We start from the raw sequence: 21,008 nt of genomic DNA on the forward strand, positions 1-21,008 counted from the left end.
GGCTGGGCGAAAAGACAGAGGATTATTTCTGAGTCACACGACTCTCATAATCAAATAGGACAGACAATTTAGAAGTTGTAAATCAGCGCCAACTCTACACGCGCAATATCTTTGCTATCGGGGCCGACAACATCATCAGTGTAATCACTAGATAGAGCATAATAAGTGTTCACTTCTGTTTTTAGGTTGCCAGTAATGTAGTTATGGAACTGCAGATAGAACTGGGTGTAGGCGTATTTCTCATCGGAATCTTCACCAAACAGTACATCTTGGTTAAGGGTGTAGATCGCATCATCGGTATTGGCACGCCAGGTAGACATGAAGCCAGTAATGATGGTCTGCTTAGGCGCGTACTCAATCACAGAGTAGCCACCCACTTGCATGGCGTTACCGTAAGCTCCGTCATGAGCAAAGCCGAGTGGGTCACCTGTCCACAATGGGTTGAAGGTATTGACCTTGTCACTGTCAGCATCAGAACCAGAGGCGTAGTGCAGGTTCATACCCACACGGTAGTTCCAATCCGCTTTCCAGTTGTAGTTAAAGTCGGCATAAGCCATGTAAGCTGAAATATCTTTACCCGCATGATCACCAAACTGGTAAACACCATCGAGCATATAACCAAAGCCTTCACTGACAAAGTCATGAGCATGAAGGCCAAGCACTTGAATATCGACATCACCATCAGGAGCATTTACAAAGCTAGAGTTGGTCAGCTGATTGCTCATCACATAAGCTTGCATCGCGCCAAAGTCGGTGCGCCAGTTAGCAAATAGACCTGTCGACTTTTTGCCGTTGGTTTTGTCGTCCCAGTTGCCGCTAAAGCTACCATCATCAAACAATGGGAAGACTTCTTCGCCGTAGTAAGCGTCAAAGTTGATCCCGCTGACGCTGTATTTAGCGCTGACCGCGTTCCAGCTCGATTGAACTGGAGTTGGTTCACGGTTCATCATCTGCCATTCATTCAGATAGATCTCTTGGCGGCCAAGGCGGGTAGTTAAATATTGCTCGCCGTCATCTAATAACTTGAATTCAGTAAAAAGTTGGTGGAAATCCGTACCCGCATCATCAACAGGACCTGGCGCGTCTAGGTTGGTGTAGTTGGTACGAATTTCACCAAATACGCGCATCCAATCTTGGTACGTTACATCGGTAGAAAACTGTAGGCGTGAGCGCAGTTCATTATGCTTGCGAATATCTGAGTCATACATATGATTCCAGCGGTTATCGAAAGCCACTTTTACGTTACCAGCGAAAGAAACCTTCCAGTCGCCATCATCAGTAATATCAAGGCGTTTTAGCTTTTCAGAGAAGCTCTTTTGGCTCTCCTCAAGATTATCGACATAGCTCCAATCTTCGTTAGCGCGGTCGCCCCAGAACAAGATTGGGTTGCGCTCAGACCAAGTTGAAGTCGCCGTATCACTGGCGTGCAATACGCCAGAAATCGATAACGCCAGCAAGCTTAATGTACATTTAGTTATGGTTTTCATTATTGTATTTCCATATTTTGGGCACAAGGAATCCTGCCTGTGACCTTTTGGCCACAGGAGGAGTTTGTTGTTATTGGTAATTTTTTATTTGTGGGGAGGTGTTACGAGTCCACGCCTAGGGCTTCTTTGATCCCCGAGGCAATAGTGATCACGTTTGCACCATAGATAACTTGGATACCCTTAGGCATGCGCACCACGCCGATCGCGTTTAGCTCTTTCTTCCAGAAGTCGTCACTGGCGGTCAGCGTGTCGTCATGCAGAGAGACACGTAGACGAGTGGCACAGTTAGATACGTTATCAATGTTATCCGCGCCGCCTAGCGCTTTGATGATCTCTACAGGTAGACCAGCGGTGTTTTGTTTCTGCTTCTTCTTGAAATCGTCTTTGCTGTACAGCGCAATGTCACCCTCTTCTGCATCCTCACGACCCGGTGTTTTCGAGTCGAACTTCAAGATGAAGAACTTAAAGGTGTAGAAGTAAATTACGAAGTAAAGTGGAATGATCCATAGCAGTGCCCATGCGTGTACCTTCTCAGGTTGTAGCAGGTTTGGCACCATGAACAGTAACTGGTTACCGTGGATAGACACGCCCATCATTTCAGTAATCACATACGCAAGACCATTTAGAGGCACGTGCACAGCAAAGAACAGGAATGGCTGAACAAATAAGAAGGTGTACTCTAGAGGCTCTGTGATACCGATGACCGCTGCAGTAAACACAGCAGGAACCATTAGCGCAGCCACTTTCTTACGGTTTTCAGTTTTCGCTGTTACGTACATTGCATACGCAGCACCTGTTAGACCACCGATCTGAATTGGAATACGACCACTCGTGAAGTTGTGGGTGATGTAGCCCGTTGCATCAGGTGAGCTCATTTGACCGTTCATGATGTTACGAACACCTTCGTAAATCACGCCATCAATTTCCATCACGCCACCAACACGAGTGTACTCGATAGGGAAAGCAATCAGGTGATGAAGACCAAATGGTAGTAGACCTTTATCAAACACACCGAATAGGAATGAACCAAAGATGCCCGAGCTAGTAATCAAAGTCGTAATTGACTGTAGACCACCCGCAATAGGAGGCCATGCGTGGTAAGCAACTAAACCTACTGGCATGATCGCCATGTAAGAGAAGATCACGACAGCGCGAGGACCAGAGAAGAAACTCAACATTGATGGCATTTCAAATTTGTAGAAACGGTTATGTAGCCATGCCGTCAAACAACCCACGATGATACCGCTGAAAATACCCATGTTGTATGAGAATACGCCTAGGTTTTCACCCCATAGTGAATTGAAGTTTTGTGCGTCAACTTTGTCGTAACCTAATGTGTTTACTAGGTAGTCCACGCTGGTTGTTTCTGGTGTCCAGCCGTTGAATGAGGCAATAGAGCCAATCGCAACGTTGAAACACATGAACATAGTGAAGCCAGTGAACGCCGCCCACCCTTTCTCAGATTTAGAAAGTGCGAACGCCAAACCAATGGCAAAGAATGGTGGTAGGTTACGCATCACCATCAAACCGAGATCCAACATCAGTTTGAAGAATGCATAGATAACAGAGTCTTGAGCAGACATTTGGTTTACAACGCCTGCACCAATACCAATGTAAATACCTGCAATTACTAACACGATGATAGATACCATCATGCCGCCAGCAAGTGCTTGAACCTTATCTCTCATAATTTACTCCTGAAGTGATATGAGAACTTTCACGTATATTGTTATTGCTTTTCTCAATGACTCGAGGCTGAGCTGTTCGTTGGGCTCATGCACTTTCGTCACATCACCTGGAAAAGTAGGTCCGAATGCCACACCGTTGTTTAGCGCCCGTGCATACGAAGCTGCACCTTTGCTAAAACATTGAGCTTCCATTCCCGTAACTTCGGAATACGCTTTTCCCATCGCTTGGATAAGGTCACTTTCGGGTGAGAGGTAAGATAGAGGTAAGTACTGCTGCTCGGTGAAACTCACTCCATACTTTTGGGATAAGTGTTGGAGTCGGGTACGAGTCTCTTCGATGCTCAGTCCTTTAGGAAACCGAAAATCAAAATCCAAGTTATATCCATGTCCATCAAGGTTGATTGAAGAGACGCAGCAACTGGTGCCTCCCATCTCATCGTCCATATGTGCTAACCCTAATTTTGCTCCATCGATTGAGTCTGCAAAGCATGACTCCAACAGTTCGATTAAGCTTTTTGAGTTCGCATCTAACCCTTCAACATGGCGCATCACAGCCATAAACTTGTCCATACAATTTTGGACGCGATGCGGGTTGCGAGATTTCTCCCACGGCGTTGTCAATACAACGCGGTACAACTCCTTCTGCTGAGTTACGTCGGCAACGCCATCAAAGCGCTGCGCCACACTTGCTGCCTGTTGACCTGAAAACCAAACTGAAAGGTGGTGACACGTTGAAGTTCGGTCTCGCTCACTTTCAATTCGATGAATCTGGCACATTCCTAAGTCACGTAAAGGTTGGGATTCTTTTTGCAACTCGGCATACAAGATACCTTTTTCTCCATTGACGATTGGGAAGTCGCCATCGGGAGAAAAGCCAAAAGCCGGTTGTGGCTGATGGCGGAAATAATGCTCTACACATTCCCAAGTTGTCTCTTCAGCGCCACCAATAATCACGCGAATTTTGCGTGTCATTGGTATATTGAGCTGCTTAAACATCTTGAGGATGTATAGCGAAGCCATAAGAGGCCCTTTGTTATCCGTTACGCCGCGACCGAAAACTCGGTCTCCTTGCTGATGAAGCTCAAATGGATGGGTAATCCAATCCGCTTCATCGCCTGCTGGCACAACATCAACATGGTGCAGAATACCAATTTCTTCTTCACCATCACCGTAGCTAATATCCAATGCATAGCCTTGGTGATCACGCACTTCAAACCCTTCACGCTTTGCCCAGTCAATCAAGTAATCAAAAGCTTTTCTGATACTTTGACCAAACGGCGCGTTATCCGATTTAGTGCTTAAATTACGCACTGACGGAATGGCAATTAATCCAGATAAGTCGTTGAGTAATTCATCAGTACAGCCATCAAAATACCCTAACATTTGTGTGGAAAAATTGCGTTCCGTCATCTTTTAAACCTAATTCATTTGTTGTTGATAGAGATATAATTAGAGTTGTTAGCTAAGTCTCAATTTCGTGCTAACCAGTGCACACCACCGTCATCAGCAAACGCCATATAGTCTGCTTTGCGGCGTGCAAAAATGCCGTTTTCTACCACTCCTGGAATGCTGTTTAACGCCGTTTCAAGCACTAATGGTTCACTTAAATCCAGTCCTGAACAGTCAAGAACGATATTTCCATTATCGGTCGTGCACCCTTCTCTTCTCACTGGTGTTCCACCCAAGCTTTGTAGAGCACGAGTCACCGCCAGTTCAGCAGCAGGAAGCACTTCGATTGGCAGTGGAAAAGCCCCTAAAGCCAGTTTCAAACGGCCACTGTCAGCGATCGTGATAAAGCTCATTGCCATGGTCGCGAGAACCTTTTCACGCGCTAACGCTGCCCCGCCACCTTTGATGGTTTCGCCGCTACTTAGCCCTTCATCGATACCATCAACATAGACATCAACACGCTCGCAAGAAGAGATAGGTAGCTCTGTTAACCCGGCTTGTTGAAGTGCTTGGCTAGAACGCTCAGAACTCGACACGCAGTGAGAAAACTCTGCGCCGCTTTGTTTAAGCAATTGAATAAATATCTCTACCGTCGCGCCAGTACCAATACCAATTACAGACGAAGGCGTTAGTACGCTCAGCACTTGGTCTAAGGCCGCTTTCGCAGCCTTAGTACGCAGGCAATCTGAGCTATTCATTTCGATAAATCGCTTTGCCATGCCCATGATTACCTCTCCAGTAACGCGTGTGCTTTCGCGACGACGTTCTCTACCGTAAAGCCGTACATTTCAAATAGCTGATCTGCTGGTGCAGACTCACCAAATGTCGTCATACCGATGATGTCGCCATTAAGACCAGTGTATTTAAACCAGTAGTCAGCAATACCCGCTTCAATCGCGATACGCTTACTAACCGATGCTGGTAGAACTTGTTCGCGATATTCCGCCGTTTGCGCTTCAAACAGGTCTGTCGATGGCATAGAGACGACACGGCAGCGAACGTTAGAAAGCTGTTCTTTCGCCTGCATTGCCAGTGCCACTTCAGAGCCTGTAGCAATCAAAATTAGCTCTGGCTGACCGTCGCAATCCGACAAGATATAACCGCCTTTTTCTACATCATTTAACGTTGCTTGATCGCGTTCGAATTGAACAAGGTTTTGACGAGAGAAAATCAGTGATGTTGGGCCGTCTTTGCGCTCAACCGCTGACTTCCAAGCCACTGCGGTTTCCACTTGGTCACATGGACGCCATGTGCTCATGTTTGGCGTTAAACGCAGTGACGCAATTTGCTCTACAGGTTGGTGCGTTGGACCGTCTTCACCTAAACCAATTGAGTCATGGGTGTAGACAAAGATGCTGCGCTGCTTCATCAATGCTGCCATGCGCAGTGCATTACGTGCGTATTCCATAAACATCAGGAAGGTGCCGCCGTAAGGGATAAAACCACCGTGCAGGGCAATGCCATTCATCATCGCCGACATAGCAAACTCACGTACGCCGTAGCTTAGGTAGTTACCTGACGCATCTTGCGCAGAGATAGCTTTAGAACCAGACCAGTTAGTCAGGTTTGAAGGCGTTAAATCTGCCGAACCACCTAAGAATTCCGGTAAGTGAGTACCGAACGCTTCAATAGCATTTTGTGATGCTTTGCGCGTTGCGATCGTCGCTGGATTTGCTTGCAGTGTTGCGATTACATCTTGGCTGATTTGCTGCCAGTTTTCTGGAAGCTCACCTTCTACGCGGCGCTTATATTCTGCTGCGAGTTCAGGGAACGCTTGCTGATAAGCATCAAAACGGTTTTGCCATTGCGCTTGAGCATCTTTGCCTGCGTCTTTGCTATCCCACTCAGAGTAGATATCCGCAGGAATCTCAAACGGCGCGTAGTCCCAACCTAGGTTTTCGCGCACTAAAGCCACTTCATCTTCACCTAACGGTGCACCGTGGCAATCATGGCTTGCCGATTTATTTGGCGAACCAAAGCCGATAATGGTTTTACAACAGATCAATGTCGGCTTATCTGTCTCTGCTTGCGCTTCTAGAATTGCCTTGCGGATTGCTTCGGCATTATGGCCATCGACATCGGCAATGACATGCCAGCCGTACGCTTCAAATCGTTTTGGCGTATCGTCAGAGAACCAACCTTCGACTTCACCGTCAATAGAAATGCCGTTGTCATCCCAGAATGCAACCAGCTTGCCTAAGCCGAGTGTGCCAGCCAGTGAACACGCCTCATGAGAAATGCCTTCCATCATGCAGCCATCACCCATAAACACGTAGGTAAAGTGGTCAACGATGTCATGACCCGGACGGTTAAACTGCTCACGCAGCACTTTTTCAGCCAGCGCCATACCAACACCATTGGTAATGCCCTGACCTAGCGGCCCTGTCGTGGTTTCAATACCCGGCGCATAGCCGTACTCTGGGTGACCTGCTGTTTTAGCGTGAAGCTGACGGAATGATTTGATGTCTTCCATCGTTAAGTCATAACCCGTGAGGTGCAGCAAGCTGTAGATCAGCATTGAACCGTGACCATTAGACAAAATGAAGCGGTCGCGATCAGACCAAGCTGGGTCTGTTGGGTTGTGTTTTAGAAAGTCACGCCACAAGACTTCTGCAATGTCTGCCATGCCCATCGGGGCACCAGGGTGACCAGAACCGGCTTTTTGCACGGCGTCCATGCTAAGAACGCGAATTGTATCTGCGAGTTTAGAACGAGTAATCATGGCCAAACTCCTTACAGACGCGCTTCAATCATGGCTTCAAGTTTGCCCTGATCGACTGTAAAATTACGGATACCTTCAGACAGCTTTTCAGTCGCCATTGGGTCTTGGTTCATTTCCCAGCGGAACTCAGCTTCTGTCATCGCTTGAGGCGCAGCTTTCACTTCATCACGCGCTGCAAACAGTGTTGGCTCTACCTCGCCTTGCTGCGCTGCAAGCTCATCAAGAATCGCAGGACCAATGGTTAAACGGTCACAGCCCGCCAGTGCAAGCACTTCATCTGCATTACGGAAACTCGCGCCCATAACCACAGTGTTGTAGCCATGATCTTTGTAGTAGTTGTAGATGTTTGAAACCGAGACCACACCTGGGTCCTCGAACGGTAAGTACTCTTTCTTATCGGTGTTGGTTTTGTACCAATCAAGGATACGACCGACGAAAGGTGAGATAAGGTATGCGCCTGCCTCTGCACACGCTTTTGCCTGTGCAAAGTTAAACAGTAGCGTCAGATTACAGTTGATGCCTTCTTGCTCTAACACTTCCGCCGCGCGGATGCCTTCCCATGTCGACGCCAGTTTGATCAAGATGCGCTCTTTCTCAATCCCTGCCTCTTGGTACATAGCAATAAGCTTACGCGCTTTCACTAAGCTAGCGTCTTTATCAAACGATAGACGCGCGTCCACCTCTGTTGAAATACGGCCCGGAACGGATTTTAAAATCTCTACGCCAATGTTGACGGCAAGCTTGTCGCTGGCATCAATCAACTGCTGCGCCTTGTCATTACTTTGCTCTTTTGCCCATGCGATCGCATCAACAATTAGGTGGTCATACTGTGGCATTTCTGCCGCTTTGAGTACCAAAGAAGGGTTGGTGGTTGCATCTTGAGGTTGGAAAGCAGCAATAGCATCAATGTCACCGGTATCGGCAACAACAGTGGTGTACTTTTTCAGTTGTTCTAATTTGTTCATGATTTCATCTCGATAAACGTTCAATTAAATTTGCTAGCGATAACTGGCTCATAGACGACAACACCACATTGGCGTGAGACACATCCAGATGCCGGGTTAATAGGTTGGTTACCGCAACCGTAGAAATATCTGCCGATCGAGCCGCTGTGACTCCGGGTGGAGAATCTTCAAAGGCAATGGCTTGATGGGCAGAAACTCCAAGTTTTTCGAGGCTTGTTAGGTAGACATCAGGGCAAGGTTTACGGCGTATTTCGTCGATCTCTTCTGCCCCGGTAAAACAGTCAAAGTAATGGTCTAGATTCAAGCGTTGTAATATAGGTAAGTAATGCTCACGCTCTGAGCTTGTTGCCAACGCAAGCTTAAGCCGCTTTTGTTTGGCAAAATTGAGATAGTCTCGAACACCTGCTCGCTCAGATAAGGTTTCGATCATTTGATAGGCTAACTCCAACACTCGGTCACGGATTTGAGTGTCGCTATGGTTTAAGCCTGAATGGTGACGATAGAGGTGGTAAAGGGCGGTTGCTGGCGCTGAGCTCCCAACTAGTCCAGCAACCTGGAGAGGCGAAACGTCTACACCGTATGGCTTCATCAAAGCTTCCCAGGCTCTGAACATACAGCTTTCCGTATCGACTAAAAGACCATCGAAGTCAAATATCAGCGCTTTAAAGCGACCACAATCAATGTCCTCTCTTTCCACATTGGTTAGGTTTGGCTTTGTTACGCTGAACTTGTCTTCCATGTTCTAAACTCCTGTTTTCTTTACACTAAACTTGCATGAAGAATTGACTTCATCTCTTCGCCCGAGGTCAGTGGTAGGTCGAAGCAAAATGCAGGCTCTAACGCTTCAACATCTTGCTTACTGACGCCAACCTGAGTGAGGTTTGACTCCAAGCCAATCTCTTTTAAGAAAGTGACTAAGTGCCCTGCTAAAGATTGCGCTTTCTCTTCGGTGCTTCCCACGGCACCAAACAGTTCGGCAACTTGAGCATAACGCTCCGGCTGTTTACGCCACTGAAGCTGAACATACGCTGGGTAAACCACCGCAAGTGTTAAGCCGTGTGGCAAATTGGTTTTCTGACTACCCAGTATTTCACCCAGTGGATGAGGCGCACCTGCACCGCCGTTTGCCAGCGAAATACCACCTAATGTGTCTGCGGTAGCAAGGTCACAGCGGCCTTGAATATCCGAGCCATCTGCAACGACTTTTGGCAAGTTATCCACCACCAGCTTCATCGCTTGCAGCGCAAGTTGGTCAACAAATGGTGATGGACGAGTACCAGTAAATGATTCAAACGCGTGTGAAAAAGCGTCAAAGCCTGTCATTGCCGTCATTCTTGGTGGCAGTGTCAGCATCAACTCAGGATCGATCACTGCTTCTACTGGAAAGAACTCTGGATGGAATAACGTCAGCTTAGCGTGCTGTTCAACGTGAGTAATAACCGCCGCTTGTGTAACTTGAGAACCCGTACCAGAGGTCGTCGGTACCGCAATCAAAGGCACAACAGGTGCTGATAGGTTGGCAATATCACCAAACGGCGAATCATAAGTTGCAAACCAGTGCGCCCAGTTAAGCTCTTCTGCATTAATTGTTGCGGCAATGATCTTAGCGGTATCAATGGATGAACCGCCCCCGACTGCTAACACCACATCACACTCTGCCGCTTGCGCGACTTGTCGACCTAGTTCAACCACTGTTGTCGGTGGGTTAGGTACTACGCCATCAAAGTGAGTAACCGTAATGCCTTCGTTTGCCAGCAAAGCAAAAATGCGGTCATAGGCAGGTTTCACTGCGTCAAAGATCGGTTCTGAAACCACCAAGCAACGCTTGCCATATTGCGCAACCAATTGACCAATTTTTTGAATTTCACCCGGGCCGAATGTCAGCTTAGTCGGTTGATAATGTTGAAATTGTGTCATGATAAAATCCTTGGTTATGGTGCCAGACCGGAGCATATAGGGGGTTGTCAGCCCAGCACCAAATTCATTTAACGCTTAATTAAGCCGGTTCTACTTCTGCTTCAGCAGCAACATTTTTCTCAGCTTGGTCTAGCGCAGCGCGGAAGTCATGCACACCCGCTGTGATGCCTTTTTCGTGACCGAAGATGTTAGTAGACGCAACCATCACATCGATATCTTCTTTCAGTAGGGCTTCTAGATTGTGGTTACGGATACCGCCATCAACACATAGCTCACAGTTAGGGTTACGCTCATTGATAAGCTGACGAGCTTCGCGAATCATTTCGATTGCTGACTCACGCCATAGCCACTCATCGTTGTTTACGCCGTGGATAACAATGTGCAGACGGTCAAGGTAGTAAATCGCTTCTTTAACGAAAGAAACTGGTGTGAAACAGCCAACCGTTAGACCAAACTTCATGTTGTAGTCACGGCAGTACTTCATCATGTACGCCAGTGGTGCGCCTAAGAAGTTTTCTGCAGGAAGAATCAGCATATCTGCGCCTGCCGCTGCGATTTTTTCCACAAACAAGCGGTCACAATCTTTGAAGTAAGCGTGCACTTCGATTGGCTTATCTGTGTATTGACGAATACCTTCAACAATTTGGTGGCCGCCCATTAGCTGCATGTTTTTTAGGTCATGCATATCTGCTGCATCACAGTGAATGTAGTCTGCGCCAGCATCTGAAACTTCTTTTACGATGTCAGCCATGTGACCGTAATCAACGTGCGCTAAACCTGCAGCAATTTTTACTTTTTTCATGAGATTTCCTTAGTAGCTAAATGAGTGTTGGCATGTGTGCTGACCTTCACGAACGATGAGTCGTAAATATTGGCCAATGCCGCAACCGTTGTTATCTGTGATAATGAGATTGGCTAGTCCGCGAAGTGCTGGACTAGCATTTGCCATCGCGACTGGTTCACCAACGGCTTTAAACAATGAGATGTCGTTGTCGCCGTCACCAAACGCGATGGTGAGATTTGGATTGAGGTTATGCTGAGCTAACCAAGTTGCAGCGGATTGACCTTTATTCACACCAAGACAAGTAATATCGAGCTTGTTTGGCGTAGAGAGATCCGCTTGCAGAATATCGGTTAATGAGTCACGAAGCTGGCACAGCGCCTGTTTGTCACGGCTCGATACCAACACCTTATATACATCTCCGCATACTTGTTGCAGCTCAGCCAGCGATGGCATGATTTCCATATGGCCATCAATACCCAATTGACTCATCTGACGCTCAAGTCCTTGAAAATGGCTTGAAGTCTGTGGCGCGTAAATGCCGTTTTGAGCATAAAGAGTAAAATCAAACTGGCCTAAGCTAAGCGTGTCTAATAACTGCTTCAGTTGGTGAGCATGAAACGCTTGAGCATTGCGGTAATCGTTACTCGCTGCATCGTATTGGTAAGCGCCATTGCAGCAAATCAATGGAGCAGTAATACCGAGTTGCTTGGCAAAAGGCAGCATCAATGGATGAGGTCGCCCACTTGCCAACGTCACTTGATAACCTTCATTTAGCGCTTGTTGAATAGCTTCAACATTGTTCACGCTAATCTGGTTGTGATCGTTTAGTAAGGTTCCATCTAAATCGATAATGATTGCTTGATACTTCACCTTGGCCTCCTTTGACTCTTCGTGACGCAAAATGACTATAAACCGTCAAAATCGGTCACGTAAAGTCAAATTTGACTTTTTATGGCGTTTTTATTGGTAAAGATCACAAAGTAACGTCAAAATAAGTTCACAAAACGTCATCTGCAAATTTAAATTGCTCAAAACGTCAAATTCGGTCAAAATAAACCAAAAATAAATTCAGGATGCAGTACAAGATGAATGAAGCTCAACGTCACCGACGCTTACTCGACTATTTAGATAGTCATACCTTTATTACCACTAACGACTATGTGTCGATGTTAGATATCTCTTTATCGACCGCTCGTCGAGATATCACCAAGCTTGCTGAAGATGGCAAGTTAAAGAAGATTAGAAATGGCGCCGAAACATTAAGCAGTGAAAGCAATCAGCAGCACCATACGCCATCAAGCTTTATTCCAAGTGAATATGATATTGAGAACCTTGATGCCAAGAAGCGTATTGCCAAAGCAGCGGTTGACCTGTGCGATGAACATGACAGCGTGATCGTCAGCGGCAGTAATACCACTTTCTTGATGGGGCAATACTTGGCAGGCCGAGATGTTCAGGTCGTGACTAACTTTATGCCGCTCGCACACAGCTTGATCACTCAAGATCATCAAAGCATCATCATATTAGGTGGCCAGTACTTACCTGAACGTCAAATCACCATCTCCCCTGATGAAGAAGCAACCGACGATCATAAAAGCCGTTTTGTGTTCTTTACCGGTACAGGCGTAACGCCAGCTGGTATCCATACCTCTGATCTACTGGTCTACATGGCAGAGAAAAAGCTACTCGAATATGGCGCAAAACTCATTGCGTTAGTTGATAGCAGCAAGATAGGTAAGCATGGCGGTAAATTATTGGCGACAGCAACACAGCTAGATACCTTAATTACCGACGCAGATGCCGATCCTGAGGTGCTTGAGGCTCTGAAAGCGTCTGGCGTCAATGTTGTCGTCGTCTAACCGGCCAATTTGACTCACGTTCCAATTAGCTAGGTAGAACACCCTGCCTAGCTATTCATTATTAGAACCATATAAACCTTCTTACTTAACCACTCTTGCACTCTCATTTTCTGATGCCACAATGTAAGGCAGATAAAGGAATGAATGAGAATAATATCAATGAGTTGGTTTAAAGCTTCCACCCTATCGGTTGCGTTAACAAGCGCAATATCCCCCTCAATTTACGCTGATATTGGCACTGCTCCCGTTGTCGGTGGACTGTTTAATTCCAGTGAAGTTCTGAAAAATCAGATCGTCTCATCACTGACCTATTCAACCACCTTCGCTCGCGACGTGACCTTGTTCACCATCGGTGGTATGACGCTTGAGACCTATTTATTGACGCTACCGCTCGACAGTAGCACTAAAGCTCGTGTAATGGGCCAGTTGGCGGACCCGAGCTACTCTATCCCTCTCGGCTATTTTTTGTATCAGTTTTACGATCGCTACACTGGCATTGAAAGCGGCGATAAATTTAAAGCTTACTTACAAACTGTCTATGATGATCAAGCACTTAAAGGCTTCGAGCATTCCCTATTCCAGCTAAATGAAAACCACCAGCCAGAAGAAAAGCAACACGCCAAAGATCAAGCACATCAAGAAGGTTTGAAGATCGACAATGAGTTTATGGCGGCCATGGTGACCGTTTATGACGCTTTGGTTCAGATTGGTGAATGGCAAGATATGGAGCATCTTCCTGAGCAATACACTTACCTTACCTCTTCTGAGCAAGACCTTGCGTTAGTGGCGAAGATCCAACCGATAGTCGTCAATATCCTTAGCCAAACAGCGTCAGGGATGGAAGAGGGAGAGATGAAACATGCCCTTCTTGCCATTGTCACAGATGGCGCGCCTGAACTAACCTCCAAACCAAACAATAAAGCACAAGCGCTGACCATTACGCTGATCGACTTTATTCGTTTGAACGTGCTTAAAGCATACCGCCAGTTCGTTTATCAAGATGAAAGGCAGCAGCGACTCAATGATTGGTTACAAACTGCTTTTGACGATCAGCCGTCTCAAGCCCTTGCGTTCCTTCAGTCACAACAAGAACGACGCTTTGCAGTTCAAATTACCGTCGACGGTCTACAACAAGGTCTAATAGAAGGTCTGGTTGATCCCGACAAGCCCTTTATCTCTCAAGCGTATCAACGTCATCAATCGCAGGCAGAGCTTGATTCTCCACTGGCACAATCGAGCCCAGAGCATCAACAGAATGTCCGCTTCATGCAGATCCTATCTGAGCAGCCGTATAAAGACCCTCACTATCTACCGTTTTTTAAACACCTATACGCCGAGCATAAAGACTCGATTGCACGAACGGGTATCTCATCGACACCAACCATCAGTGTGCGAAACCTACCGATTATCAAGACAGGAGCGAAGGTCGCCGGAGAAAAAGGCACAGGTATTCCTAACTTCCACTTTGTCGACCGTCATGAGGATAGAGCCTATTATTTCTTCGGCAATGATGCCTTACAGCTCGATCGTTTGATGCAAAAGAATCAAGTTCAAACCATGTTCGATCGTTTAGTGCATCTAAAAACACTCAACTGTAACGCTCAATATGACTGGAATGCTCACACCAGCTATGACGGTTTGGTCAATTTGGGCGCAGGCGAAACACTGCGAGATTTTGGTGAGAAACGTTGTTTGAAAGAGTTGGATGAGCGAGCAAAAGTGGAAGTCGTGTTGACCAAACAGCGTCAATCGCTAATCGACAACATTAAAGCTTACCAAGCAATCCCTACGTGGGACTTTTATACCAAGCTAACGCGTAAATGGAAGATTGAGCAAGACCTAGAAAGCTACAGTGAGCTTGATGGGCAAGGGATGCCAGATTACACCTTGGTTTATAACCCTTGGCCTGATCACTTTGCCCACTTTGTCGGGCCATTTAGTGATGAGGTCATCATGCCGACAGGTGAACTCAACCGACTTGATTACTGGATCAGCCGCATTGAGCAAAGTTACAAAGATGCAGGTATCTACGCTCAAACCTTATGGGGTATGGCAGGCGACCACGGTTTAGCGCCGGTCTATTACACATTAAACCCTGAAAAAGCCATTTTTGAACCACTAGAAGAAAAGTTAGGTTACCCGCTAGTCATCAAGAAAATCTCTTCAGACGAGGGCGAAGGACCAAAGATCACCAACGCGCTCAACTACCCAAGTAACCAAGGTACCGATGTCGTTGTTGCCTCCACTGCGGGCGGTAACTTTATGCTCGACTTCTTCAACTCTAAATCAGGTTGGAAGACACAACCAATCTATAGCGAGCTAGTGAAGTGGCAACCTGTTAATGCCCCTAATGGAGAGAGTGTCGATATTATCTCGGAATCTCTCAACTACTTAGGGGATAGCTTAGATTACATGGTGGTGCGCAACGATGCCTGCGATGACAATCATTGCCAGACTCGTATCATCGCTAACCGCGAGAACAGCAGACATGATGAACTCATCATCAGACACGATGATCGCTACTTCTATGGCAATGTAGGTAAGGACACTTCCAAGGTAACATTGCTAGAAGCAAAATCGCTCAATCCTTATCTGCCTAAACCAGATCAGAAACAGCTGGATAGCTTTGCTCACTTGGTTGAAAAATGCATTAACAGAGCAGTAATCGACAGCCCTAACACATGGTGTGACGCTCAAGAGTGGCGCGACCTAACCCGCTTTACACCACGACCTGACTCCGTAGTCCAACTTGCGCAGCTCTATGCTGAAGAAAGAGCTGGAACAATAAACCTATTCCCACGAGAAGGCATCGGCTACAACACTAAAGTTCCAGGCCGCCATGCAGGTGAAAGCTATTTAGAAAAAGATGCCTTTATCGGATTCTGGGGAACACCGATTGGTGATAGCCCAACACCACTGACCTCAGAAGCTAACGGCTCACTCGCACCAACCTTGTATGAATACCTAACTGGTGACAAGGTTACCGCAGGTGAAAACGGCTGGGGCTACCCCTCTTTGCTCGAGAAGCTTGATATTCAAGCTAAGTAGACCGATTCGAAAAAAGCGCCATTGCGGCGCTTTTTTTATGTTCGCTACTTAACGTAGCCTAGAGTCATATTCGCTGACCGCTTGTTCAAGCTGATTAAGATCCGATTGAGATAAATGCTTTCTCAGAGCGTTAAATTTCTCTTCAGGCCAGTCATACACTTTCATCGCCAATAACTTTTCTACCTGATCAACTTCAAAACGAAGTTTGATGAACTTTGCCGGATTTCCACCAACAATAGTATAAGGTTCAACATCTTTCGTAACGACACTATTTGCCGCGATTACCGCACCTTCACCGATAGTAATGCCGGGCATGATCATCGCACGCATTCCTATCCATGCCCCATCATGAATTACTGTGTCACCTTTACCTTGATAGGAGCGCTCCACATCATCTAAAAAAGGATATAGACAAAACCAATCCGTTCTATGGTTATGATTGCCGCCCATTAAGATGACAGCTTCTGCGGCAATACAGACGTAATCGCCGATATAAAGCTGATCAACTTCCCAACGCGACTCCCACTGGCGACTGACTTCGTCACCATGCAGGTAGCGGACCACTGATTGTTCAAAACCATTGTCCCAGCAATCACTGTAGTAGCTGTGCTGACCTTTAATATGAATGTTTTTATTGCTGACAACTTGATGCAGCAGTTGAAATTTAGACCAATGTTTTTGTGTCATGACAAACTCCGATAATAAATAGTTTTGCCACGGAACGATTTCGTGGCGTTGTTTAGACGTTCAAATTAAACAACGCTCACTGGACTCTTGGCTGCTTTAATAGCGCTATGATTTTCATTGTAGGCTCCTAATACTGCGCATAGAGTAAGCAGCAGTGCGTTTTTTGTGTCAGTATTGTGTTAGTCCATTTATAAAAGCGATTCTATAAGGAAAATCTATGTCTCTTCGCTTACTGCTTAGCACCTTACTTATTGCTCCTAGCTTGGCATTAGCCTCAGACAATATTCAAATCCGTTACCTTGAACCGAGTGATAAAGTCGAAACCCAAGCCCAACAAGCCATCAAGCAAAGTGGCGTCAATGAAACTGTGGTGGATTTGTCCGACAGCTTATTTCCATTTGAGAAAACACTGACTATTGAATATGGCAGTGAAGATGGGCCGCTTTACGATCCTGAGAAGCATGTCGTTCAAATGCCATATTCATTCTATGACGAAGCACTGAACTACTTCACAAAGAACGAGTACCAAGAAAAGTATGGCAAACCAGCTCAGTCCGGAGCGATTGATACTGTCCTGCACACGCTATTACATGAAGCTGGGCACGCCTTCATTGCCGACCAAAACATACCGATATTAGGCAAAGAAGAAGACGCGGTTGATAATTTTGCAGCGGTATTAATGATTGAGTATGTAGAAAACGGTGACGATGCAACGATAAGCGCTGCGGACATGTTTGCCTTTGAGTCTGATGATAGACCCGATTACTATGATTTTGGTGAGTATATTGATGAGCATAGCTTTGACTTGCAACGTTACTTCTCGACTCTTTGTTTAGTCTACGGCAGTAACCCAGAGCAACATGCAAACTTACTTGATGAGGTAGAAAATGACTACCTGGCTGAGCGTAAGGACTTTTGTGTCTTTCAATATCAAGCAATTTCACAAAACTGGCATAGTTACTTATCCAAGTCCAAAGTTGATCAGTAAGTTACCTTCCTTCGTAACAACAGCTGAGAGGTAACCATGACAATACTCACTATTTTCTACGACGGCTTCTGTCCACTTTGCGTTAAAGAAATGGAGAAGCTTAAACAATTCGATAAAAATGAAGCTATTCAGCTTATCGACATCCACACATCCGCTTTCGAGCCATACACCAGTATCGACGCAGAGCAAGCATCAACCATTTTGCATGCCATTGATGAGCAACATAAGTTGTTGTTGGGGCTAGATGCCGTACACCAAGCTTGGGCTCTGGTTGGTAAAGGTTGGCTTTATGCGCCACTCAGATGGCCAGTCATAAAACCCATAGCCGATCGCGCCTACCTACATTTCGCAAAAAACCGCTACCGCTGGTCTAAAATACTCACCGGGAAAAGCCGTTGTCAAAGTCACTCTTGCCGCTAAGTTATTGTACTAATGTCTAATAATTAAGATTTATAAATCTATCGAGATTCACAGTCCTGTCTCAATTAATTGGCTAATCTTATAAAGTAAACTTTGGAACTATAAAAATCATAATCCGATAACTAGACTCAGTCCTCTAGCCTGATTTGCTATTCTCGCTCTAGGCACTGCAGTCTCAATTACAAAGACAGGATGTTTGTATGAGTCTCACTATTCGCAGTCGCCTTTATATTTTGGCACTAGTACCGCTGCTGGTCATTGCTCTGGGTATGCTTAGCTTTACCTACATGAAAACGATTGAGCTGAACGAACAGCAGATTGAAGTCACCCGTACCAATATGATGAACATGAAGAAGGCAGAGTTAACAAACTACCTTCAATTGGCTAGGTCGGCGATCAAGCCATTTCTCGACCGTGGAGCGACCCTTGAGGAAGCTTACCCTACATTAATGTCGTTAGAATATGGTGAAAGTGGCTATGTCTTTGGTTATGACTCTAAAGGTATCCGTAGAGTTCAAGGCCAAAGCGAGAAAGGGATTGGAGATAACTATTGGAATCTGCAAGACAAACAAGGTAACTACCTTATCCAAGACCTGATCCGCAATGCTAAAACAGGTGAGTTTACCACTTACTACTTCCCAAAACCGGGAGGAAGCGTCGCCCTACCTAAACTCAGCTACTCGATTTTTATCCCTGAATGGGATTTGATGCTAGGTACCGGTTTCTACACTGATGATATTGATGCCATTGTCACCGAGATGGAAAACGCGACCACCAGCGCATTGCAAACCACGCTCTCAGCAATCATCATTTTCTGTTTGATCATCGCCGCTATAGTGGCTGTGTTTGCTGTTGCAGTAAACCGCACCATTATGAAGCCGCTTGAGCTGTTCGATGAATCTATCAGTTCATTTGCCAGTGGTGATGCCGATTTGACTGCGAGAATGGAAGACTTTAAAGCGCCAGAATTCTCACGATTAAGCAAAAACTTCAACGCCTTTGTTGCCAGCTTACAAGGCATCATCCGCAATGTGACTGATGTCGGCCAACAGGTGGTGGATGAAACTAATAACATGTCATCACGTGCCACTAAGGTTGATGAACTTGCATCGGGTCAACGTGAAGAAACCGAGCAAGTCGCGACAGCAATGACTGAGATGACCACCACAGCGAGTGAAATCTCAAATAACGCTAGCCAAGCGGCCAACTCAGCGAAGGAAGCAGACGACAACGCGAAAGAAGCCCAAGATATTGTCAATTCTTCGGTTCAGTCAGTGGAAGCGTTGGCGGAAGAGGTTTCGAAAGCGAATGGCGTGGTTTCTCGCCTTGAAGGTGACGTGCAAAATATCTCCTCGTCACTAGCCGTGATACAAGACATCGCTGAGCAGACCAACCTACTAGCACTCAACGCAGCGATTGAGGCAGCCCGTGCGGGTGAACAAGGCCGGGGCTTTGCGGTAGTTGCTGATGAAGTCCGTAAACTTGCGAGTCGTACCCAAGACAGCACAGGTGAAATTCACCAGATGATTGAACAGCTCAAGGCTGCGTCGGATGATGCAGTAAAAGCGATGGAGTCGAGTCAAAAACGTGGTGCAAGCACCGTTGAAGAAGCGAAGGCCGCCGCGCAAGCACTGGTTCAGATCCAAGAATCTATCGGTACCATTATGGATATGAACTCTCTGATCGCGACCGCAACCGAAGAACAAAGCCTAGTCGGACAGGAGATCTCACAACGCATTGTGGTGATTTCCGACCAAAGCTATCAGTCCGCAGAGCTTGCTAATGAAAACCGTACAGGTAGCCAAGCCCTCAACGGGCGCGCTAATGAGTTGTACGAACTGGTTGATCGCTTCACGGTATAACCTTTCACCCTTTACTAAGCCGCCAACCACTGGCGGCTTTTTTGTTTCGAGACCTAAAATGTTATCGATTTGTTTCATCCAACTTCCCATGGGGTGTGCGTACAAAGTCGCAAAAGGCGCTCGGTGCTAGCCACATGTATACAAAGTGAAGTATGATTGTTTTATTAGGGAAATAAATGGTTTGAGAGTGAACGCCGCCTATGGCAAATCTAAAAAATTCTGTGGCTAAAAACGTAAAGACTAAAGTCGCCGGTCAAACACAAGATGACGTTGTCTACTGCCACATCTTCGATGCAATTCTTGAACAACGTCTACCACCAGCAACAAAGCTCAATGAAGAAGCCCTAGCTGAAATATTCAATGTCAGCCGTACGATTATTCGACGTGCGCTACTGCGTCTTTCGATGGAGCAGGTCGTGAGTATTCGCCCTAATAGAGGCGCAATGGTCGCAGCCCCTACGAAAGAAGATGCTAAGCAAATTATTAAAGCACGTGAAGTGATGGAGCTTGCTATCACCGAGCTTGCTGTTGAGCATGCAACGCCCGCTAAAATTGAAGAGTGCCGTCGCTTGGTAGAGAAAGAGAATCAAGCGTTCGACAATGATGATTATGGTAAAGGATTGCGACTGTCCGGTGAGTTCCACATTAAACTCGCCGAGATGGCCAACAATGCTCCTTTGCTGGCATTCCAGCGTAGCTTGGTATCTCAAACCTCACTTTTGATTGCCCAGTACGAAACTGGAAATCACGCCAACTGTTCTCTTGATGAACACTCCAACCTACTTGATGCGATTGAGTCAGGAGAGACGACACGCGCAGTCGATATGATGCAAGAGCACCTCAACCATATTCGCTCTAAGCTAAACCTAGACAGTAATGCCGCATCTAACGACCTCCATGTCGTATTTTCAGATGTTCTTAATAACCGATAGCTTTTAACCATTCGCAAAATTCCAAGCCCAGTACTCTGCTGGGCTTTTTTCTGTCTCCCACGCAAATTGTACACAAAATAAAATGCAATATTAAAAATCTTTACGTAGAGATTTTTAACTCAAAGATTACATCAATCCAAATAAATACAATAACTTACAAATACAACCAACTAATCTCAACCTCTAAACCACTCTTTTTG

At 46.1% G+C, this 21,008-nt stretch carries 17 protein-coding genes; 6 read left to right on the forward strand and 11 right to left on the reverse strand.

The window, feature by feature from the left end; all coding sequences use genetic code 11:
• Positions 1-68 precede the first annotated feature (68 nt).
• From ACHUFZ_RS07290 to ACHUFZ_RS07335, 10 genes are all read right to left on the reverse strand, one after another.
• Positions 69-1,487, reverse strand: a complete 1,419-nt coding sequence (locus tag ACHUFZ_RS07290) for an alginate export family protein (RefSeq protein ID WP_394126568.1) — start codon at positions 1,485-1,487, stop codon at positions 69-71.
• A gap of 101 nt (positions 1,488-1,588) precedes the next feature.
• A complete protein-coding gene (locus tag ACHUFZ_RS07295) occupies positions 1,589-3,175 on the reverse strand; it encodes a PTS transporter subunit EIIC (protein ID WP_134835477.1) in 1,587 nt (528 codons plus the stop codon).
• A gap of 3 nt (positions 3,176-3,178) precedes the next feature.
• A complete protein-coding gene (locus ACHUFZ_RS07300; protein ID WP_394126569.1) occupies positions 3,179-4,585 on the reverse strand; it encodes a Sapep family Mn(2+)-dependent dipeptidase in 1,407 nt (468 codons plus the stop codon).
• Between the two features lie 59 nt (positions 4,586-4,644).
• Positions 4,645-5,349 (reverse strand): ribose-5-phosphate isomerase RpiA, encoded by a 705-nt coding sequence (rpiA, locus tag ACHUFZ_RS07305; protein ID WP_394126570.1) that lies wholly within the window; start codon positions 5,347-5,349, stop codon positions 4,645-4,647.
• A 2-nt stretch (positions 5,350-5,351) separates the two neighbouring features.
• Positions 5,352-7,346, reverse strand: coding sequence for a transketolase (gene tkt, locus ACHUFZ_RS07310; protein ID WP_394126571.1), 1,995 nt, complete (start codon positions 7,344-7,346; stop codon positions 5,352-5,354).
• 11 nt (positions 7,347-7,357) lie between these two features.
• Complete coding sequence (gene tal / locus ACHUFZ_RS07315; RefSeq protein WP_394126572.1) at positions 7,358-8,311, reverse strand: transaldolase; 954 nt, start codon at positions 8,309-8,311, stop codon at positions 7,358-7,360.
• 4 nt (positions 8,312-8,315) lie between these two features.
• The gene (locus ACHUFZ_RS07320) at positions 8,316-9,050 is read right to left on the reverse strand and encodes an HAD family hydrolase (RefSeq protein WP_394126573.1); all 735 of its coding nucleotides are present in this window, start codon (positions 9,048-9,050) and stop codon (positions 8,316-8,318) included.
• 20 nt (positions 9,051-9,070) lie between these two features.
• Entirely contained in the window at positions 9,071-10,228 is a 1,158-nt protein-coding gene (locus ACHUFZ_RS07325; RefSeq protein ID WP_394126574.1) for an iron-containing alcohol dehydrogenase, read from the reverse strand.
• A 79-nt stretch (positions 10,229-10,307) separates the two neighbouring features.
• The gene (locus ACHUFZ_RS07330) at positions 10,308-11,030 is read right to left on the reverse strand and encodes a ribulose-phosphate 3-epimerase (RefSeq protein ID WP_053439523.1); all 723 of its coding nucleotides are present in this window, start codon (positions 11,028-11,030) and stop codon (positions 10,308-10,310) included.
• 9 nt (positions 11,031-11,039) lie between these two features.
• Positions 11,040-11,882, reverse strand: a complete 843-nt coding sequence (locus ACHUFZ_RS07335) for an HAD family hydrolase (RefSeq protein WP_394126575.1) — start codon at positions 11,880-11,882, stop codon at positions 11,040-11,042.
• Positions 11,883-12,097: 215 nt separating this feature from the next.
• Here ACHUFZ_RS07335 and ulaR point away from each other — a divergent pair, with 215 nt between their 5' ends.
• Positions 12,098-12,871 carry an HTH-type transcriptional regulator UlaR gene (gene ulaR, locus ACHUFZ_RS07340; protein ID WP_394126576.1) on the forward strand — a complete coding sequence of 258 codons (774 nt, stop codon included), beginning with the start codon at positions 12,098-12,100 and terminating at the stop codon, positions 12,869-12,871.
• A 159-nt stretch (positions 12,872-13,030) separates the two neighbouring features.
• The gene (locus tag ACHUFZ_RS07345) at positions 13,031-15,919 is read left to right on the forward strand and encodes an alkaline phosphatase family protein (RefSeq protein ID WP_394126577.1); all 2,889 of its coding nucleotides are present in this window, start codon (positions 13,031-13,033) and stop codon (positions 15,917-15,919) included.
• Between the two features lie 48 nt (positions 15,920-15,967).
• On the opposite strand, the gene ACHUFZ_RS07350 is transcribed toward ACHUFZ_RS07345, so the two are convergent.
• Complete coding sequence (locus ACHUFZ_RS07350; RefSeq protein ID WP_394126578.1) at positions 15,968-16,606, reverse strand: CatB-related O-acetyltransferase; 639 nt, start codon at positions 16,604-16,606, stop codon at positions 15,968-15,970.
• A 217-nt stretch (positions 16,607-16,823) separates the two neighbouring features.
• Between ACHUFZ_RS07350 and ACHUFZ_RS07355 the strand changes: the two genes are divergently transcribed.
• From ACHUFZ_RS07355 to ACHUFZ_RS07370, 4 genes are all read left to right on the forward strand, one after another.
• Entirely contained in the window at positions 16,824-17,594 is a 771-nt protein-coding gene (locus ACHUFZ_RS07355; RefSeq protein WP_394126579.1) for a DUF4344 domain-containing metallopeptidase, read from the forward strand.
• Positions 17,595-17,630: 36 nt separating this feature from the next.
• Positions 17,631-18,014, forward strand: a complete 384-nt coding sequence (locus ACHUFZ_RS07360) for a thiol-disulfide oxidoreductase DCC family protein (RefSeq protein WP_394126580.1) — start codon at positions 17,631-17,633, stop codon at positions 18,012-18,014.
• Between the two features lie 200 nt (positions 18,015-18,214).
• Complete coding sequence (locus ACHUFZ_RS07365; RefSeq protein ID WP_394126581.1) at positions 18,215-19,876, forward strand: methyl-accepting chemotaxis protein; 1,662 nt, start codon at positions 18,215-18,217, stop codon at positions 19,874-19,876.
• Positions 19,877-20,076: 200 nt separating this feature from the next.
• Positions 20,077-20,808 (forward strand): GntR family transcriptional regulator, encoded by a 732-nt coding sequence (locus ACHUFZ_RS07370; RefSeq protein WP_394126582.1) that lies wholly within the window; start codon positions 20,077-20,079, stop codon positions 20,806-20,808.
• Positions 20,809-21,008 lie beyond the last annotated feature (200 nt).

This window comes from Vibrio hepatarius, from assembly GCF_043642085.1.
In the GTDB taxonomy this organism is placed as follows: Bacteria; Pseudomonadota; Gammaproteobacteria; order Enterobacterales; family Vibrionaceae; genus Vibrio; species Vibrio hepatarius_C.

Excerpts from the sequence above, each read along its gene's own strand:
- ACHUFZ_RS07290 (WP_394126568.1), bottom strand. The coding sequence starts at position 1,487 with ATGAAAACCATAACTAAATGTACATTAAGCTTGCTGGCGTTATCGATT.
- ACHUFZ_RS07295 (WP_134835477.1), bottom strand. The coding sequence starts at position 3,175 with ATGAGAGATAAGGTTCAAGCACTTGCTGGCGGCATGATGGTATCTATC.
- ACHUFZ_RS07300 (WP_394126569.1), bottom strand. The coding sequence starts at position 4,585 with ATGACGGAACGCAATTTTTCCACACAAATGTTAGGGTATTTTGATGGC.
- rpiA (WP_394126570.1), bottom strand. The coding sequence starts at position 5,349 with ATGGGCATGGCAAAGCGATTTATCGAAATGAATAGCTCAGATTGCCTG.
- tkt (WP_394126571.1), bottom strand. The coding sequence starts at position 7,346 with ATGATTACTCGTTCTAAACTCGCAGATACAATTCGCGTTCTTAGCATG.
- tal (WP_394126572.1), bottom strand. The coding sequence starts at position 8,311 with ATGAACAAATTAGAACAACTGAAAAAGTACACCACTGTTGTTGCCGAT.
- ACHUFZ_RS07320 (WP_394126573.1), bottom strand. The coding sequence starts at position 9,050 with ATGGAAGACAAGTTCAGCGTAACAAAGCCAAACCTAACCAATGTGGAA.
- ACHUFZ_RS07325 (WP_394126574.1), bottom strand. The coding sequence starts at position 10,228 with ATGACACAATTTCAACATTATCAACCGACTAAGCTGACATTCGGCCCG.
- ACHUFZ_RS07330 (WP_053439523.1), bottom strand. The coding sequence starts at position 11,030 with ATGAAAAAAGTAAAAATTGCTGCAGGTTTAGCGCACGTTGATTACGGT.
- ulaR (WP_394126576.1), top strand. The coding sequence starts at position 12,098 with ATGAATGAAGCTCAACGTCACCGACGCTTACTCGACTATTTAGATAGT.
- ACHUFZ_RS07345 (WP_394126577.1), top strand. The coding sequence starts at position 13,031 with ATGAGTTGGTTTAAAGCTTCCACCCTATCGGTTGCGTTAACAAGCGCA.
- ACHUFZ_RS07350 (WP_394126578.1), bottom strand. The coding sequence starts at position 16,606 with ATGACACAAAAACATTGGTCTAAATTTCAACTGCTGCATCAAGTTGTC.
- ACHUFZ_RS07355 (WP_394126579.1), top strand. The coding sequence starts at position 16,824 with ATGTCTCTTCGCTTACTGCTTAGCACCTTACTTATTGCTCCTAGCTTG.
- ACHUFZ_RS07360 (WP_394126580.1), top strand. The coding sequence starts at position 17,631 with ATGACAATACTCACTATTTTCTACGACGGCTTCTGTCCACTTTGCGTT.
- ACHUFZ_RS07365 (WP_394126581.1), top strand. The coding sequence starts at position 18,215 with ATGAGTCTCACTATTCGCAGTCGCCTTTATATTTTGGCACTAGTACCG.
- ACHUFZ_RS07370 (WP_394126582.1), top strand. The coding sequence starts at position 20,077 with ATGGCAAATCTAAAAAATTCTGTGGCTAAAAACGTAAAGACTAAAGTC.